Raw genomic sequence first — 14,908 nt, forward strand, 5'->3', positions numbered from 1 at the left:
GGGGGAGTGCGGCCCGGGCGCGGGGTGCGGGGTGTGCGCCGGGGTCACTCGGGTGGGGGCTGGTGGGGGTGAGGGCGGGGTGGTGAGGGTGGTGGTATGGATGCGGAAGGTGCCTGGCAGGCGGGGCAGTTGCGGCGGGCGGCGGTTGCGGCGCTGATCGGGACGGCGATCGAGTTCTACGACTTCTTCCTCTACGGGACGGCGGCCGCGTTGGTGTTCGGCCCGCTGTTCTTTCCCGGGCTGGGTGCGGTGGGGGCGTTGTTGGCGGCGTTCTCGGTGTACGCGGTGGCGTTCTTGGCCCGGCCGCTGGGGGCGGTGGTGTTCGGGCACTTCGGGGACCGGGTGGGGCGGAAGGCGACCTTGGTGGTGTCGCTGCTGCTGATGGGGTTGGCGACGGCGGCGGTGGGGGTGCTGCCGGGGTTCGCGGTGTGGGGGTGGTGGGCGCCGACGGTGCTGGTGGCGTTGCGGGTGTGCCAGGGCGTGGGCTTGGGCGGTGAGTGGGGCGGGGCGGCGCTGTTGATCGCGGAGAACGCGCCGGCCGGGCGGCGGGGGCGGTACGGGGGGTTCCTGCAGTTGGGGCCGACGGCGGGCTTCGTGTTGGCGAACGGGGCGTTCCTGGCGCTCCAACTCGTCATGGACGAAGGGGCGTTCCGCGCGTGGGGTTGGCGGGTGCCGTTCCTGGCCTCGTTCGCGCTGGTGGCGGTGGGGCTGTTCGTGCGGTTGCGGATCGAGGAGTCGCCGTTGTTCCGGTCGGCGGAGCGCGGATTGCGGCCGCCGGTGCTGGAGGTGGTGCGGGAGCACTGGCGGCCGGTGGTGGCGGGCGGCGGGGCGATCACCGTCGGGTACGCGTTGTTCTACCTGACCACGACGTACGCGCTGGCGTACGCGACGTCCGGGCTCGGGGTGGCGAGCACGGTGGTGCTGTCGATGCTGCTGGCCGGTGCGGTGGGGATGGCCGCGACGGTGTGGTTGAGCGCCTCGCGCAGTGACCGGTGGGGGCGGCGGCGGACGCTGCGGTGGGCGACGGGCCTGGCGGCGGGGTGGTCGCTGGTGTTGTTCCCGCTGCTGGAGACGGCGAGCCGGTCGCTGATGTTCGTGGCGCTGGCGGGGGCGATGGTGGCCTTGGGTTGTCTGCTCGGGCCGGTGGCGGCGTTCCTGCCGGAGCTGTTCCCGACCCGGGTGCGGTACACGGGTGCCGCGTTGACGTACAACCTGGGCGGGGTGGTCGGCGGTGGGGCGACGCCGTTGGTGGCGACGCGGCTGACCGAGGCGTACGGGACGGCGCAGCCGGCGGGCTGGTACCTGGCGGTGCTGGGCGTGCTGGCCCTGGGGTGCCTGCGGTTGCTGCCGGAGACCACCGGCACCGAGTTGGCGGCGGTGGACGGCGGACGCCGCCGGGCGCCCCTGCTGGGGGCGGATCCGGCGGCGTAGCGCGGCACGGGAGCGGCGTCGGTGCCGCGTGGCCGTGCGCGAGGGCCCGGTCAGCCGGCCAGGGCGGCGCGACCGGCCAGGACGACGGCGGTGTGCCGGGCGACGCGCTCGCCGAGGTGCTCGGCGGTCGCGATGTCGGCCTTGTGGACGGCCTCCGGGCCGGCGTCGGACGGGCTGGAGGCGGCGGCGCCGTTGAAGAAGCCGAGGCGGTTGAGGTCGTTCTCGGAGGCGGTGGTGGCGTTCCAGCCGGGCTTGAGGCCGAGGTTGACCCAGTTCATGCCGTGCTGGGCGGCGAGGGTCTGGAAGAACCCGAGGGTGCCGGCCTTGTCGCCGCTCTTGGAGGCGGAGTTGGTGAAGCCGGCCGCGACCTTGTCCTTCCAGGCGTCGATGAACCAGCGCTTGCTGCTGGCCTCGGCGAAGACGTGGAAGGCGCCGGAGGCGGTGCCCATGTAGGTGGGGGAGCCGAAGACGATCGCGTCGGCGGCGTCCAGCTGGGCCCACTGCTCCTCGGTGATGGTGTCGACGGCGATGGTGATGACCTCGGCTCCGCCGGCGGCGGCGCCCCGGGCGACGGCCTCGGCGATCACGGCGGTGTGGCCGTAGCCGGAGTGGTAGGCGAGGGCGACGGTCGGGCGGATGGCGGTCATGCGGGCACTCCAGGGGGACGGGGGCCGGTACTGGCCGGCGGTGCAGGCGGGTGGACGGGCCGGGGCGGGACGCGCTGGGCGGCCCCGAACCAGGTCGGTCTCCAATATAGACCAGGTCTCTATTAGTTACCAAGAGTGGATTGGAGACCGGAGGACTACCCTGGAGGGCATGACGACCGAGGAAGCGGCCCGGAGCAGGGGGCGCGAACGCGAAGAGGCGCAGCAGTCGGAGCAGCCGTACGACGTCTTCGGCCGGCTCTGTCCGAGCCGTGAGCTGTTCGCCGAGCTGGCCGACAAGTGGTCGCTGCTGATCCTGATGAGCCTCTCCGCCTGTGGGCCGCAGCGCTTCTCCGAGCTCCAGCGCGGGGTCGGCGGGGTCAGTCGCAAGATGCTGACCCAGTCGCTGCGCAACCTGGAGCGCAGTGGCCTGGTGCTCCGCACGGTCTTCCCGGAGACGCCGCCGCGGGTGGTCTACGACCTGCTGCCGCTCGGCCGCGAGCTGGCCGGGCTGGTCACGCCGCTCGGTCGGTGGACGGAGGGCCGGGCCGGGCAGATGATGGCGGCCCGTGCGGAGTTCGACGCGGCGCACGCCGAGGGCTGAGGCCGTCCGGAAGGGGGAGCGGGGGGCGGGTGCGGCCCCGGACCGGGCCGATTTCCCTTCCGGGCCGACGGCCGTGTAATGTCTTCCTTGTTCGACCGGCCCGGTGAAAACCCGGCAAGCCCCTATAGCTCAGTCGGTAGAGCGTCTCCATGGTAAGGAGAAGGTCTGCGGTTCGATTCCGCATGGGGGCTCAACTGAAGGACCCCCGCCTGATGGCGGGGGTCCTTCGCGTTTCCGTCGGCGGCCGTCGCCCGACGGGCTGGCGGGTCGGGTACGGAATGCGCTGTGATGGTGCGTCATCGGCCGTCCGCCCGAAGGTGCGGGCCGCGAGCCGGACCCCGACCGGGAGGGCGTCATGGGCGTTCGACTCGTGGTGGTGGACGACCACCGGCTGTTGGCCGAGGCGCTGGCCACCGCGCTCCAACTGCGCGGTCACCGGGTGCTCGCCGTCGGCTCGCCGTCCGGTGTCGCCGCCGACCTGGTGGCCGGGCGGCGGCCCGAGGTGTGCCTGCTGGGGGTGGCCGCACCGGGGGAGCCGGGTGCGTTCGACGGGCTGCGCCGGATCCACCGGGAACGTCCCGAGGTGTCCGTGATCGTGCTCGGGCCGGTCGGTGAACTGCGCGGCGTGGCCGCGGCGTTCGCCGCGGGGGCGGCCGGTTACGTGCCCAGCGACGAACGCATCGAGGTGGTCGAGCGGGCCATCGGACGGGCCCGGGCGGGCGAGGCGGCGGTCGCCGTGGACATCCTGCGCGGGGCGTTCGACCAACTGCTGCGCCCGGCGGCCGAGCCGGACGACGAGGCCGTCCGGCTGCTGCGGCTGCTGACCCGTCGTGAGGTCCAGGTGCTGGCCCGGATCGCGGACGGCGAGGACACCGCCGCGATCGCCGCCGGGATGCGGATCGCCGCCAGCACCGCCCGGACGCACGTCCAGCGGGTGCTGATGAAGCTCGGCGCGCGGACCCGGCTGGAGGCGGCCGCGGTGGCGGCACGCACCGGCCTGCTGGAGCGGATGGCCGGGCCCTGAGTCTCCGCAGCCGGATTCCGCGGTCCGGGGTCCCGGAGCCGGATCCCGCGGCCCTGAGTCCCGGAGCCGGATCCGCGCCCCCGGGTCCCCGCAGGCCGGATCCCGTGGCCCCGAGGCCCCGAGCCCCCAAAGCCAAACCGCGAGCCCCGGGGCCGGACGGCGAGCCCCGGCGGGACGCGGCGCACGCCGCGGGCCAGGATGTCCACCCGCTGAGGAGTTGGTGAAAAGCCTGCGCGCGGCCCCCCGCGTGGTCCGGAGCACCCCGGCGGATTGGGAGAATGGCCGCAGTCGTACGCATTCCGTCGATGGCCCCCGACCGGGCGGCCATCGCCCGCTGGAGGTCTCAACATGAGTAAGTACCTGGTCACGGGTGGCGCCGGCTACGTCGGCAGCGTGGTGGCCGCCCACCTGCTGGAGGCGGGGCACCAGGTGACCGTCCTGGACGACCTCTCGACCGGCTTCCGCGAGGGCGTGCCGGCCGGCGCGGAGTTCGTCGAGGGCCGGATCCAGGAGGCCGGCGAGGTGCTGGACGGCTCCTTCGACGGCGTGCTGCACTTCGCCGCCTCCTCGCAGGTCGGCGAGTCGGTCGCGGACCCGGAGAAGTACTGGCGCAACAACGTGGCCGGCTCGCTGGAGCTGATCAGCGCGATGCGCGCGGCCGGTGTGCGCAAGCTGGTGTTCTCCTCCACCGCCGCGACCTACGGCGAGCCGGAGGCCGTGCCGATCGCGGAGACGGCCCGCACCGCCCCGACGAACACCTACGGCGCCACCAAGCTCGCCGTGGACCACCTGATCACCAGCGAGGCCGTCGCGCACGGCCTGGCGGCCGTCTCGCTGCGCTACTTCAACGTGGCCGGCGCGTACGGCGCGTACGGCGAGCGGCACGACCCCGAGTCGCACCTGATCCCGCTGGTCTTCCAGGCCGCGCTCGGGCAGCGCCCGCACATCGCGGTGTACGGCGACGACTACCCGACCCCGGACGGCACCTGCATCCGCGACTACATCCACGTCGCGGACCTGGCCGAGGCCCACATGCTCGCGCTGGACGCCGCCAAGCCGGGCGAGCACCTGATCTGCAACCTGGGCAACGGCAGCGGCTTCTCGGTGCGCGAGGTGATCGAGTCGGTCAAGCGCGTCACCGGCCGGGAGATCCCGGTGCAGGTGGCCGCCCGTCGCGCCGGGGACCCGGCGGTGCTGGTGGCCTCGGCCGCCCGCGCGCACGAGGCGCTGGGCTGGACCCCGCGCCGCCCGAACCTGGACGACATCGTCGCCGACGCCTGGAAGTTCACCCTGGAGAAGAACGCCGGCTAGTCCGGCCGCGCACCCGCACTCGCACTCGCACTGCACCCCGGCCCCGGCCCCGGCCGCGGGCGCCGCGCCCCGACCGTACGGGTGCGGCGCCCGCGGCCGGGGGAGCGCCGGCCCCGCGTACAAGTCCGTCCACTCACGCACCTTCTGACGAAACTTCACCAAATCGCCACGAAGGCGTTTCCCGACCCCGTACGCTGAGTTCGGTACCGGTGGGGGCCGGCGCCCTTTCGACCTCACCGACCACCGGTGGGGCGGGCGGAGCGGCGGATCCGGAACGCGGACGCCGGACCGGTCCCCGCTTTCCCGGGCTCGAGCGGTCTGAGCAGGGGAGGGACGATGGGGCGGATTCGCGTCCTGGTGGTCGACGACCACCGGATCTTCGCCGAGGCACTGGCCGCGGCGCTCGCCGCCGAGCCCGACGTGGAGGTGGGTGCGGCCGGCAGCGCGGCAGCGGCCGAGCGGGCGTTGGAGCGCGCGGCGGCCGAGGGCCGGGCCTATGACGTGGCGCTGATCGACGCCGACCTCGGGGCCGGCGGATCGGCCGGTCCGCCGGGGGCCGCTCCGCCGCCGGCCCGGCGACGGCCCGGGCCGCCCGTGCCGCCGCCGCGACGCCCGGCGGCGCCGCCCGGGGCGCCCTCCCCGCCGTCGTCCCTGTCGGCGTCCGTGCCGGCGTCCGTGCCGTCGGGCGCGACGCCCGGCGGGGTCCGCCCGGGGGTGGATCCGATCCGGACGGACCAGCTGAGACCCGCGGCCCCGCCGCCCGACGGCATCAGCCTGCTCGCCCGGCTCCGCCGCGGCCACCCCGGACTGCGTGCCGTCGTGCTGGCCACCGCCGACGACCCGCACCGCGCCGCCCGCGCCCTGCACGCGGGCGCCACCGGCTGGGTGGCCAAGGAGAGTTCACTGGCCCGGCTGCTCGCGGTGGTCCGGGGCGTGCTGCGGGACGAGACGCATCTGCCGCCGGCGCTGCTCACCGGGGTGATCCGCGAACTCACCACCGCCCGGCGGGACCGCACCGAGAGCGAGCGGCTGGTGGACACCCTCACCCCGCGGGAGAAGCAGATCCTGCGCTGCATGGTCGCGGGCCTGGGCCGCCAGGCCGTCGCGGAGCGGCTCTACCTGTCGCCGCACACCGTCCGGACGCACATGCAGAACGTGCTCGGCAAGCTCGGGGTGCACTCCACACTGGCCGCCGTCGCGGTCGCCCGCCGGGCCGGGGTCAGCCCCGCCGAGCCGGTCGTCCTGCCCGCGTCGCCGCCCTCCGTGGCGGCCGCCGTCGAGCGGCCGTGACTCCGGTGGGCGGTGAGCCGACGGGGGCCGGCCGAGGGCGCCCGATCACGTGAGCCCGGCCGGGGGAGGCCGGTCGAGGGGCCGGGGTGACCGGGCCCGGGCGACCGAGCCCGGGTGACGGAGCACGCTCGCGGTTCAGCCCGGGATGTTGTCGAACGGCGCGACCAGCTGCCGCAGCAGCGCGGCGAGTTCGGTCTGCTGGCCGGCGGTGAGCTGGGCGAGCAGTTCGCGCTCGTGCGCGAGCAGTCCGGCGAGCGCCTGGTCGGCGCGGTCCCGGCCGTCGTCGGTGAGCCGGACGAGGACGCCGCGCCGGTCGTCCGGGTCGGGCAGCCGCTTGACCAGGCCCTTGCCGGTGAGCCGGTCGATCCGGTTGGTCATGGTGCCGGAGGTGACCAGGGTCTGGGTGAGCAGCTGGCCGGGCGAGAGCTGGTACGGGGAGCCGGCCCGCCGGAGGGCGGTCAGGACGTCGAACTCCCAGGGCTCCAGGCCGTGCTCGGCGAAGGCGGTGCGGCGGGCGCGGTCCAGGTGCCGGGCGAGCCGGCTGACCCGGCTGAGCACTTCGAGCGGTTCCACGTCGAGGTCGGGGCGCTCCCGGCGCCACGCTGCGACCAGCCTGTCGACCTCGTCCTCCATGACGATCAGTGTATCGGGGGATGTGTCGATGTGAAGTCTCTTGACATCGAGAAATGTGCCAGCGAGGCTACGCCGGGATATCTTGATATCGAGATACTTCGAGGTGATGCCATGACCACCCCCGTCTGGGACCCCGCGCAGTACCTGCGCTTCGCCGACGAACGCACCCGCCCGCTGCGCGACCTGCTCGCCCGGGTCCCCGCCCTCCCGCACCCCGGCGAGGAGACGATCCTCGACATCGGCTGCGGACCCGGCAACTCCACCGCCGTCCTGCGCGAGCGCTGGCCGCACGCGCGCATCACCGGCGTCGACAACTCCGCCCCGATGCTCGCCGCCGCCCGCACCGAGGGCGAACCCACGGCCGACTACCTGCTCGCCGACGCCCGCGACTACGACCCGGCCCCGGCCCGGCCGGACCTGGTCGTCTCCAACGCCACCCTGCAGTGGGTGGACGGCCACCTCGGGCTGCTGCCGCGCTGGGCGGCCGCGCTGCGCCCCGGCGGGGCCGTCGCGTTCCAGGTGCCGGGCAACTTCGACGCCCCCAGCCACACCCTGCTCGCCGAACTGCGCCGCAGCCCGCGCTGGCGCGACCTGCTCGGTGAGGACGCCGTCCGCGCCGGGGTGCACCCGCCCGAGCGCTACCTCGACGCCCTGGCCGCCGCCGGCTGCCGCCCGGACGTCTGGGAGACCACCTACCTCAGCCCGCTCCCGGGCCCGGACCCGGTCCTGGAGTGGGTCAAGGGCACCGCGCTGCGCCCGGTCCTGACCCGGCTCACCGACCCGGCGGACCGGGCCGCCTTCCTCGCCGAGTACGGGCGGCTGCTGCGCGAGGCCTACCCGGCCGGGCCGTCCGGGACGGTCTTCCCGTTCCGGCGGATCTTCGCCGTCGGGGTCAAGCGGTAGCGCCCGGGGCACGCGGTGGTGCCGGGCTCAGGCGGTGAAGGGAAAGGGAAGGGGGAGGAAGAGGAGGGGGCGGCTCAGCCCTGGCGGTCGCCGACCAGCTTCGGGTGCCGCTCCAGGCCCTCCAGCCCGTGCCAGGCGAGGTTCACCAGGTGTGCCGCCACGGTCGCCTTGTCCGGCTTGCGGACCTCCAGCCACCACTGGCCGGTCAGGGCGACCATCCCGACCAGCATCTGCGAGTACATCGGGGCCAGCCGCGCGTCGAAGCCTCGGGACTTGAACTCCAGGCCCAGGATGTCCTCCACCTGCGTCGCGATGTCGCTGATCAGCGAGGCGAAGGTGCCGGTCGACTGGGCCACCGGGGAGTCCCGGACGAGGATCCGGAAGCCGTCCGTCGAGGTGTCGATGTAGTCCATCAGCGCGAAGGCCGCCTGCTCCAGCAGCTCGCGCGAGTGCCCGCCGGTCAGCGCCCCGGTCACCATGTCCAGCAGCAGCTGCATCTCGCGGTCCACGACCACCGCGTACAGCCCCTCCTTGCCGCCGAAGTGCTCGTACACCACGGGCTTCGACACCCCGGCGCGCTCGGCGATCTCCTCCACCGAGGTGCCGTCGTAGCCGCGCTCCGCGAAGACCGTCCGGCCGATCTCCAGCAGCTGCTCGCGCCGCTGCTTGCCGGTCATCCGGACCCGGCCGCCCCGGCGGCGCGGGGCCGGGGCACCGCCGGCGACCCGGTCCGCGGCTCCGTCGACGGCCCCGCCCGCCGGTGCAGCGGCGCGCGGACGGGCCGACGCCGTGGCGGTCGCCGGGTCCGTCCGCGTGCTCTGGTGACCGCCTGTGCTGTCTGCGCTGCTCCCGTTCACCCCTACATCATGCTGGAAGCGCCGCCTCATGCGGCGCGGCGGGCGGCGATCCGCTGTGCGTCCGGCCAGCGGACGTCCCGGACCCAGCCGGCCAGCTCGAACCAGCGGATCAGCCGTGCCGAGGAGTCGATCTGTCCGCGCAGCACCCCGTGCCGGGCCGCGGTCGGGTCGGCGTGGTGCAGGTTGTGCCAGGACTCGCCGCAGGAGAGCACCGCGAGCCACCAGACGTTGCCGGAGCGGTCCCGGGAGCGGAACGGGCGCCGGCCGACGGCGTGGCAGATCGAGTTGATCGACCAGGTGACGTGGTGCAGCAGGGCCACCCGGACCAGCGAACCCCAGAAGAAGGCGGACAGCGCGCCCGCCCAGGAGAGCGTCACCAGGCCGCCGACCAGCGGGGGGATCAGCAGCGAGATCGTGGTCCAGAGCCAGAACAGCCGGGAGATCCGCCTCATGGCCGGGTCGCGGACCAGGTCCGGGGCGTACGTCAGCTGCGGGGTCTGCTCCTCGTCGAACATCCAGCCCATGTGGGCCCACCACAGGCCCTTCATCAGCGCCGGGACGCTCTCGCCGTAGCGCCAGGGCGAGTGCGGGTCGCCGTCCTTGTCGCTGTACCGGTGGTGCTTGCGGTGGTCGGCCACCCAGCGCACCAGCGGTCCCTCGACCGCGAGGCTCCCGACGACCGCGAGGGCCAGGCGCATCGGGCGGCCGGCCTTGAACGCGCCGTGGGTGAAGTAGCGGTGGTAGCCGACGGTGATGCCGTGGCAGGTGAGGAAGTACATGGCGACGGTGATCGCGACGTCCGTCCATCCGAGCCCCCAGCCCCAGGCCACCGGCACGGCGGCCAGCAGTGCGGCGAACGGCACGAGGATGAACAGTCCGAGCGCGATCCGCTCGGCCGGGCCCTGCTTCTCCCCGCCACGGGTGGCGGAGAGTCGGGTGGCTGCGGTGTCGGTGTCGTCGGTGGGATCGGGAGACGGAGTGCGGGATGTGACGGTCCCCGCGCGCGCCTCACCTGCCTGAATGGTCATGGGCGTCCCTTTGCGGCGTCCCGGAACGGGAGAGAAGCGGAGGCTACGATGGCGTAACCTACGGCATCGTAGGTTGCGCTCCGTGTCGAGGGGAACACCTCGCCGCGCGGCGCTTGAGTGAATTCACCCGACTGGATGGATGAACCGGGGACCCGGGGAGTTCGACCGGTGACGGCGCGTCCGGGACGGCCTGGCGGCCGGGTGCACGGCGGATCCGCGGTGTGCGGAATGGTGCAAGTCGATACCCACGGCGGGGTCCACTCGGGTAGGGTCTGACACGACTGTCCGCCGTGGTGTAATGGCAGCACAGGGCCCTTTGGAGGCCTTTGTCTGGGTTCGAATCCTAGCGGCGGAGCCTCTGTACGCCTCCGGTTCGGGCGTCTTCCACCGCGCCGGTATTGTCGGTGCTGCTCGGCGGACTGTGCGTGTGGCGACCGGCCTGGGTCCCGGCCGGGTCCGCTCTGCCCTCTCTGTGAACCTACCGAGGAGCCTCCCCGCATGGGTGCCAATTCGCTTGCCGCCGTTGTCGTGCTCGCCGCCGGTGGCGGGACCCGGATGAAGTCGAACAAGCTGCCCAAGGTGCTGCACGAGGTGTGCGGGCGGTCGCTGGTGGGTCACGCGGTCGCGGCGGCCGGGGAGCTGACGCCGGAGCAGCTCGTGGTGGTCGTCGGGCACCAGCGCGAGCAGGTGCAGGCGCACCTGGCGGAGCACTACCCGGTGGTGCGGACGGCCGTGCAGGAGCAGCAGAACGGCACCGGGCACGCGGTGCGGACGGCGCTGGAGGCGCTGGCCGCGGAGGGCGTGCTGCTGGACGGCACGGTGATCGTCACCGCCGGCGACTCGCCGCTGCTGACCGGGGCGACCCTGCGCCGGCTGGCCGACTCCCACGAGGCCCAGCAGAACGGCGTCACCGTGCTGACCGCCGTCGTGCCGGACCCCTTCGGCTACGGCCGGATCCTGCGCGACGAGGACGGCGCCGTCGCCTCGATCGTCGAGGAGCGGGACGCCAGCGACACCCAGCGCGCGATCGCCGAGATCAACTCCGGCGTCTTCGCCTTCGACGCCAAGCTGCTGGTCGAGGCGCTGGCCGAGCTCACCACGGACAACTCGCAGGGCGAGGAGTACCTGACCGACACCCTGGAGATCCTGCGCAAGGCCGGCCACCGGGTCGGCGCCGTGGTCGCCGAGGACCACCGGGACATCCTCGGCATCAACGACCGGGTTCAGCTGGCGCAGGCCCGCCGGCTGCTGAACGACCGCCTGCTGGAGCGGGCGATGCGCGCCGGCGTCACGGTGGTGGACCCGGCGACCACCTGGTTCGACGTGCAGGTGACCTACGAGCCGGACGCCGTGGTGCTCCCCAACACCCAGCTGCAGGGCGCCACCCACCTGGCCGAGGGCTGCGAAGTGGGCCCGAACTCCACGCTGAAGGACACCCTGGTCGGCGCCGGCGCCCGTGTGAGCAACACCACCGCCGACCGCGCCGAGGTGGGCGAGCTGGCCACCGCCGGCCCGTACGCCTACCTGCGGCCGGGCGCGAAGCTGGGCCGCAAGGCGAAGGTCGGCACCTACGTCGAGGTGAAGAACTCCGAGCTGGGCGAGGGCGCCAAGGTGCCGCACCTGTCGTACATCGGCGACGCCACGATCGGCGAGGGCACCAACGTCGGCGCGGCCTCGGTGACCGTGAACTACGACGGCGTCAACAAGCACCGCACGGTCATCGGCGCGCACTGCCGGACCGGTTCGGACAACATGTTCATCGCCCCGGTGACCGTCGGCGACGGCGCCTACACCGCCGCGGGCTCGGTGATCACCTCCGACGTCCCGCCCGGCGCACTCGGCGTGAGCCGGGCGCACCAGCGCAACATCGAGGGCTGGGTCGAGCGCAAGCGCCCCGGGACCGCTTCGGCGCAGGCGGCGAAGGCCGCGACGGACGGGGCACGGGAAGCCTGACGCGGCGGGCGGCCGCCCGAGGGGTGGTCCCGGGGCGGACGGTTTCTGCGCGGGCGCGTAACCTTGGGGACATACGTGCGCCACTGGGCTTACCGCCCGCGTCCAGGCGTACCGACATTTCCCCGACCCCGTACCGCGCGTGGGCCTCGCCTGCCCGCAACGGGTGAGGGGTTCAGCGTCCGCAAACGCGAGGAGACGGTGCAGTGAGCGGGATCACGACGTCGGGTGAGAAGAAGCTGAAGCTCTTCTCCGGCCGTGCCCACCCGGAACTGGCGAAGGAGGTGGCCGCGGCGCTCGGGACCGAGCTGGTCCCCACCAAGGCCCTGGACTTCGCCAACGGTGAGATCTACGTCCGCTTCCTGGAGTCGGCCCGCGGCGCGGACTGCTTCGTGATGCAGAGCCACACGGCTCCCATCAACCAGTGGATCATGGAGCAGCTGATCATGATCGATGCTCTGAAGCGGGCCTCCGCCAAGAGCATCACCGCGATCCTGCCGTTCTACGGCTACGCCCGCCAGGACAAGAAGCACCTCGGCCGCGAGCCCATCTCGGCCCGCCTGGTCGCCGACCTGCTGCGCCAGGCCGGCGCCGACCGCCTGATGGCCGTGGACCTGCACACCGCGCAGATCCAGGGCTTCTTCGACGGCCCGGTGGACCACCTCTTCGCGCTGCCGCTGCTGGCCGACTACATCGGCGGGAAGGTGGACCGCTCGAAGCTGACCGTCGTCTCCCCGGACGCCGGCCGGGTGAAGGTGGCCGACCAGTGGTGCGACCGCCTGGACGCCCCGCTGGCGATCATCCACAAGCGCCGCGACATGACCCAGGCCAACACCATCCTGTCGGCCGAGGTCGTCGGTGACGTCGAGGGCCGGGTCTGCGTCCTGGTCGACGACATGATCGACACCGCCGGCACCATCTGCGCCGCGGCCGACGCGCTGTTCGAGAACGGCGCCTCGGACGTCCTGGTGGCGGCCACCCACGGCGTGCTCTCCGGCCCGGCCGCGGACCGCCTGAAGAACTCGCGGGTCAGCGAGTTCGTGTTCACCAACACGCTGCCGACCCCGGCGCAGCTCCAGCTGGACAAGATCACCACGCTGTCCATCGCCCCGTCGATCGCCGCCGCGATCCGTGAGGTGTTCGAGGAGGGTTCGGTCACGAGCCTCTTCGAGGGCGTGCACTGACGAAGCCCGCGCAGGCGGCCCCGGTCCCCCAGGGGGCCGGGGCCGCCGCCGATTTCGCGGCAGGCGGGGAGTGCGGTTAGACTCGTGAGACTGCTCGGCGAGGGATGCCGTGCGCCTGCTTGCCGGGCGCCCGCTCCGTGATCGACGCGCTGCCGGTGCCGGATTCCCGTCCGCCGGCAGGCCGTTGCCGCCGAGTGACCCCCGAACGTACTGAGGGTGTGGTCCCGGCGGTTTTTCGCGTTGCCTGCACCCCCGCGCCATCTTCCACGAGGAGTGCAGTCGTGTCCGAGATCCGTCTTGCCGCTGAGACCCGTACCGAGTTCGGCAAGGGTGCCGCCCGTCGCGCCCGCCGCGCCGGCTTCGTCCCCGGTGTCGTCTACGGCCACGGCCACGCCCCGGTCCACCTGAACCTGCCCGGCCACGACCTGATGATGGCCCTGAAGACCCCGAACGCCCTGCTGGTCGTGCCGATCGACGGCAAGGACGAGTACGTGCTGCCGAAGGCCGTCCAGCGCGAGGCCATCAAGCGTTCCATCGAGCACGTCGACCTGCTGCTGGTCAAGCGTGGCGAGAAGGTCACCGTCGAGGTTCCGGTCCACACCGAGGGCGAGCTGGCCCCCGGCGGCAACCTGCTGGAGCACGTCCTGCAGGCCCTGCCGATCGAGGCCGAGGCCACCCACCTGCCCGAGGCCGTCACCGTCTCGGTCGAGGGCCTGGAGGCCGGTGCCTCGGTCCACGCCAAGGACATCGCCCTGCCGGCCGGCGTCGCGCTGGCCGTCGAGGCCGACGCCGTCGTGCTGCAGGTCATCGCCGCCCAGGCCGCCCCGGCCGACGAGGAGGCCGCCGAGGCCGAGGGCGCCGAGGCCTGAGCCTCGTCGCACTGATCCGATCAGGACCGCTGCCCCGGTCGCTCCCGCTGGAGCGGCCGGGGCAGCGGTGCGTCCGGGACGCGCGTCCGCGGGGATGATGGCGTCGAGCACGAAGGCGAGGAGTGGGAGCACGATGGCGGACGAGTACGAGGGCCCCTGGCTGGTCGTCGGGCTGGGCAATCCGGGGGAGCAGTACGCCCGGAACCGGCACAACATCGGGTTCATGGTGGTGGACCTGCTGGCGCAACGGATGGGCGCCAAGTTCAAGGCGCACAAGAGCCGGGCGCAGGTGGCGGAGGGACGGCTCGCGGGCAAGCGGGTGGTGCTGGCCAAGCCGATGACCTTCATGAACCTCTCCGGCGGGCCGGTGACGGCGCTGCGGGACTTCTACAAGGTGCCGGCGGCCGCGCTGATCGCCGTCCACGACGAACTGGACGTCGACTACGCGGCCCTGCGGCTGAAGCTCGGCGGCGGGGACAACGGCCACAACGGGCTGAAGTCGATCACCAAGTCGCTGGGCCCGGACTACCACCGGGTGCGCTGCGGGATCGGCCGCCCGCCGGGCCGGATGGAGGTCGCGGACTTCGTGCTGAAGGACTTCTCCTCGACCGAGCGCAAGGAGCTCGACTGGTTCGTGGACCGCTCGGCGGACGCGGTGGAGGCGCTGCTCTCCGAGGGACTGGAACGGGCCCAGGGGACGTACAACTCCTGAACGCCCGTCAACCACCCGGCCGGGTACGCAACAGTCGTACAACGCTTGCCCGGCCGGGCCGGAATCCGTGTGAGAACCCCGGACGGGATCGGATAGCGTCGGCCCGGTACGCGAGCGAGTCCTGGGGGTTCTCGATGCGGAGTTTGCGTCCGGTCCGCCGACTGCGGCGGAACCGGGTGGTCCGGCTGAAGCAGCTCGGACGGAAGGTCGGTAAGGCCGGCGCGCTGGGGGCGGCCGGAGTGCTGTTGTCCGGCGGTGCGGTCGCGCACGCGGACCCGGTGGCGGATCCGGACCCGGCGGTCGCCCCGGAGCCGGCGGCGGCCCAGTTCGCGCCGGTGCTCGGTGAGTCGATGGGCCCCGACGCGGGGCTGCTGGCGGTCGGCGGCGGCCTGGTGGTCGCGGCCGGCGGTGCGGCGCTGTGGTTGAAGCGCAAGCGCGCGGGCGGTTCCGCGGAGTAGCGGAGTGAGA

General features: G+C 73.4%; 15 protein-coding genes and 2 tRNA genes. 13 read left to right on the forward strand and 4 right to left on the reverse strand.

Annotated elements, in window-relative coordinates:
* Positions 1 to 96 precede the first annotated feature (96 nt).
* The gene (locus ACZ6Y7_RS27310; protein WP_465760578.1) at positions 97 to 1,431 is read left to right on the forward strand and encodes an MFS transporter; all 1,335 of its coding nucleotides are present in this window, start codon (positions 97 to 99) and stop codon (positions 1,429 to 1,431) included.
* A gap of 50 nt (positions 1,432 to 1,481) precedes the next feature.
* Here the strand turns inward: ACZ6Y7_RS27310 and ACZ6Y7_RS27315 are convergent, their stop codons facing one another.
* The gene (locus tag ACZ6Y7_RS27315; RefSeq protein ID WP_465760579.1) at positions 1,482 to 2,078 is read right to left on the reverse strand and encodes a flavodoxin family protein; all 597 of its coding nucleotides are present in this window, start codon (positions 2,076 to 2,078) and stop codon (positions 1,482 to 1,484) included.
* A 169-nt stretch (positions 2,079 to 2,247) separates the two neighbouring features.
* Between ACZ6Y7_RS27315 and ACZ6Y7_RS27320 the strand changes: the two genes are divergently transcribed.
* The 5 genes from ACZ6Y7_RS27320 to ACZ6Y7_RS27340 all read left to right on the forward strand — a co-directional run bounded on the left by ACZ6Y7_RS27320 (position 2,248) and on the right by ACZ6Y7_RS27340 (position 6,304).
* On the forward strand, positions 2,248 to 2,679 hold the full coding sequence (locus tag ACZ6Y7_RS27320) for a winged helix-turn-helix transcriptional regulator (RefSeq protein WP_465760580.1): 432 nt from the start codon (positions 2,248 to 2,250) through the stop codon (positions 2,677 to 2,679).
* Between the two features lie 118 nt (positions 2,680 to 2,797).
* A tRNA-Thr gene (locus ACZ6Y7_RS27325) sits at positions 2,798 to 2,870 on the forward strand.
* A gap of 164 nt (positions 2,871 to 3,034) precedes the next feature.
* Positions 3,035 to 3,703: a helix-turn-helix domain-containing protein gene (locus ACZ6Y7_RS27330; protein WP_465760581.1), complete on the forward strand. Its 669-nt coding sequence runs from the start codon at positions 3,035 to 3,037 to the stop codon at positions 3,701 to 3,703.
* A 348-nt stretch (positions 3,704 to 4,051) separates the two neighbouring features.
* Positions 4,052 to 5,014: a UDP-glucose 4-epimerase GalE gene (galE, locus tag ACZ6Y7_RS27335; protein ID WP_465760582.1), complete on the forward strand. Its 963-nt coding sequence runs from the start codon at positions 4,052 to 4,054 to the stop codon at positions 5,012 to 5,014.
* A 336-nt stretch (positions 5,015 to 5,350) separates the two neighbouring features.
* On the forward strand, positions 5,351 to 6,304 hold the full coding sequence (locus ACZ6Y7_RS27340; protein ID WP_465760583.1) for a LuxR C-terminal-related transcriptional regulator: 954 nt from the start codon (positions 5,351 to 5,353) through the stop codon (positions 6,302 to 6,304).
* Between the two features lie 135 nt (positions 6,305 to 6,439).
* Here ACZ6Y7_RS27340 and ACZ6Y7_RS27345 read toward each other — a convergent pair whose 3' ends face one another.
* Positions 6,440 to 6,937 carry a MarR family winged helix-turn-helix transcriptional regulator gene (locus tag ACZ6Y7_RS27345; RefSeq protein WP_402222688.1) on the reverse strand — a complete coding sequence of 166 codons (498 nt, stop codon included), beginning with the start codon at positions 6,935 to 6,937 and terminating at the stop codon, positions 6,440 to 6,442.
* Positions 6,938 to 7,048: 111 nt separating this feature from the next.
* Between ACZ6Y7_RS27345 and ACZ6Y7_RS27350 the strand changes: the two genes are divergently transcribed.
* On the forward strand, positions 7,049 to 7,840 hold the full coding sequence (locus tag ACZ6Y7_RS27350) for a methyltransferase domain-containing protein (RefSeq protein ID WP_465760584.1): 792 nt from the start codon (positions 7,049 to 7,051) through the stop codon (positions 7,838 to 7,840).
* 74 nt (positions 7,841 to 7,914) lie between these two features.
* Here the strand turns inward: ACZ6Y7_RS27350 and ACZ6Y7_RS27355 are convergent, their stop codons facing one another.
* Complete coding sequence (locus ACZ6Y7_RS27355) at positions 7,915 to 8,517, reverse strand: TetR/AcrR family transcriptional regulator (RefSeq protein WP_363576138.1); 603 nt, start codon at positions 8,515 to 8,517, stop codon at positions 7,915 to 7,917.
* A gap of 206 nt (positions 8,518 to 8,723) precedes the next feature.
* Entirely contained in the window at positions 8,724 to 9,725 is a 1,002-nt protein-coding gene (locus ACZ6Y7_RS27360) for an acyl-CoA desaturase (protein ID WP_465760585.1), read from the reverse strand.
* A 284-nt stretch (positions 9,726 to 10,009) separates the two neighbouring features.
* On the opposite strand from ACZ6Y7_RS27360, the gene ACZ6Y7_RS27365 reads away from it, so the two are divergent.
* The 6 genes from ACZ6Y7_RS27365 to ACZ6Y7_RS27390 all read left to right on the forward strand — a co-directional run bounded on the left by ACZ6Y7_RS27365 (position 10,010) and on the right by ACZ6Y7_RS27390 (position 14,898).
* A tRNA-Gln gene (locus ACZ6Y7_RS27365) sits at positions 10,010 to 10,080 on the forward strand.
* A 143-nt stretch (positions 10,081 to 10,223) separates the two neighbouring features.
* The gene (glmU, locus tag ACZ6Y7_RS27370) at positions 10,224 to 11,678 is read left to right on the forward strand and encodes a bifunctional UDP-N-acetylglucosamine diphosphorylase/glucosamine-1-phosphate N-acetyltransferase GlmU (protein ID WP_465760586.1); all 1,455 of its coding nucleotides are present in this window, start codon (positions 10,224 to 10,226) and stop codon (positions 11,676 to 11,678) included.
* Between the two features lie 203 nt (positions 11,679 to 11,881).
* Positions 11,882 to 12,859, forward strand: a complete 978-nt coding sequence (locus ACZ6Y7_RS27375; protein WP_465760587.1) for a ribose-phosphate diphosphokinase — start codon at positions 11,882 to 11,884, stop codon at positions 12,857 to 12,859.
* Between the two features lie 281 nt (positions 12,860 to 13,140).
* Positions 13,141 to 13,728 carry a 50S ribosomal protein L25/general stress protein Ctc gene (locus tag ACZ6Y7_RS27380; protein WP_465760588.1) on the forward strand — a complete coding sequence of 196 codons (588 nt, stop codon included), beginning with the start codon at positions 13,141 to 13,143 and terminating at the stop codon, positions 13,726 to 13,728.
* Between the two features lie 133 nt (positions 13,729 to 13,861).
* Complete coding sequence (pth, locus tag ACZ6Y7_RS27385) at positions 13,862 to 14,440, forward strand: aminoacyl-tRNA hydrolase (protein ID WP_402222675.1); 579 nt, start codon at positions 13,862 to 13,864, stop codon at positions 14,438 to 14,440.
* 134 nt (positions 14,441 to 14,574) lie between these two features.
* Entirely contained in the window at positions 14,575 to 14,898 is a 324-nt protein-coding gene (locus ACZ6Y7_RS27390; RefSeq protein ID WP_465760589.1) for a hypothetical protein, read from the forward strand.
* The last annotated feature ends 10 nt before the right edge of the window (positions 14,899 to 14,908 follow it).

Source organism: Kitasatospora sp. NPDC053308 (assembly GCF_055585785.1).

What these genes read in the sequence shown, in the direction of transcription:
- ACZ6Y7_RS27315 (WP_465760579.1), bottom strand. Translation starts at nt 2,078, where the DNA reads ATGACCGCCATCCGCCCGACCGTCGCCCTCGCCTACCACTCCGGCTAC.
- galE (WP_465760582.1), top strand. Translation starts at nt 4,052, where the DNA reads ATGAGTAAGTACCTGGTCACGGGTGGCGCCGGCTACGTCGGCAGCGTG.
- ACZ6Y7_RS27360 (WP_465760585.1), bottom strand. Translation starts at nt 9,725, where the DNA reads ATGACCATTCAGGCAGGTGAGGCGCGCGCGGGGACCGTCACATCCCGC.
- ACZ6Y7_RS27390 (WP_465760589.1), top strand. Translation starts at nt 14,575, where the DNA reads ATGCGGAGTTTGCGTCCGGTCCGCCGACTGCGGCGGAACCGGGTGGTC.
- ACZ6Y7_RS27340 (WP_465760583.1), top strand. Translation starts at nt 5,351, where the DNA reads ATGGGGCGGATTCGCGTCCTGGTGGTCGACGACCACCGGATCTTCGCC.
- ACZ6Y7_RS27355 (WP_363576138.1), bottom strand. Translation starts at nt 8,517, where the DNA reads ATGACCGGCAAGCAGCGGCGCGAGCAGCTGCTGGAGATCGGCCGGACG.
- ACZ6Y7_RS27320 (WP_465760580.1), top strand. Translation starts at nt 2,248, where the DNA reads ATGACGACCGAGGAAGCGGCCCGGAGCAGGGGGCGCGAACGCGAAGAG.
- ACZ6Y7_RS27350 (WP_465760584.1), top strand. Translation starts at nt 7,049, where the DNA reads ATGACCACCCCCGTCTGGGACCCCGCGCAGTACCTGCGCTTCGCCGAC.
- ACZ6Y7_RS27330 (WP_465760581.1), top strand. Translation starts at nt 3,035, where the DNA reads ATGGGCGTTCGACTCGTGGTGGTGGACGACCACCGGCTGTTGGCCGAG.
- ACZ6Y7_RS27310 (WP_465760578.1), top strand. Translation starts at nt 97, where the DNA reads ATGGATGCGGAAGGTGCCTGGCAGGCGGGGCAGTTGCGGCGGGCGGCG.
- pth (WP_402222675.1), top strand. Translation starts at nt 13,862, where the DNA reads ATGGCGGACGAGTACGAGGGCCCCTGGCTGGTCGTCGGGCTGGGCAAT.
- glmU (WP_465760586.1), top strand. Translation starts at nt 10,224, where the DNA reads ATGGGTGCCAATTCGCTTGCCGCCGTTGTCGTGCTCGCCGCCGGTGGC.
- ACZ6Y7_RS27345 (WP_402222688.1), bottom strand. Translation starts at nt 6,937, where the DNA reads ATGGAGGACGAGGTCGACAGGCTGGTCGCAGCGTGGCGCCGGGAGCGC.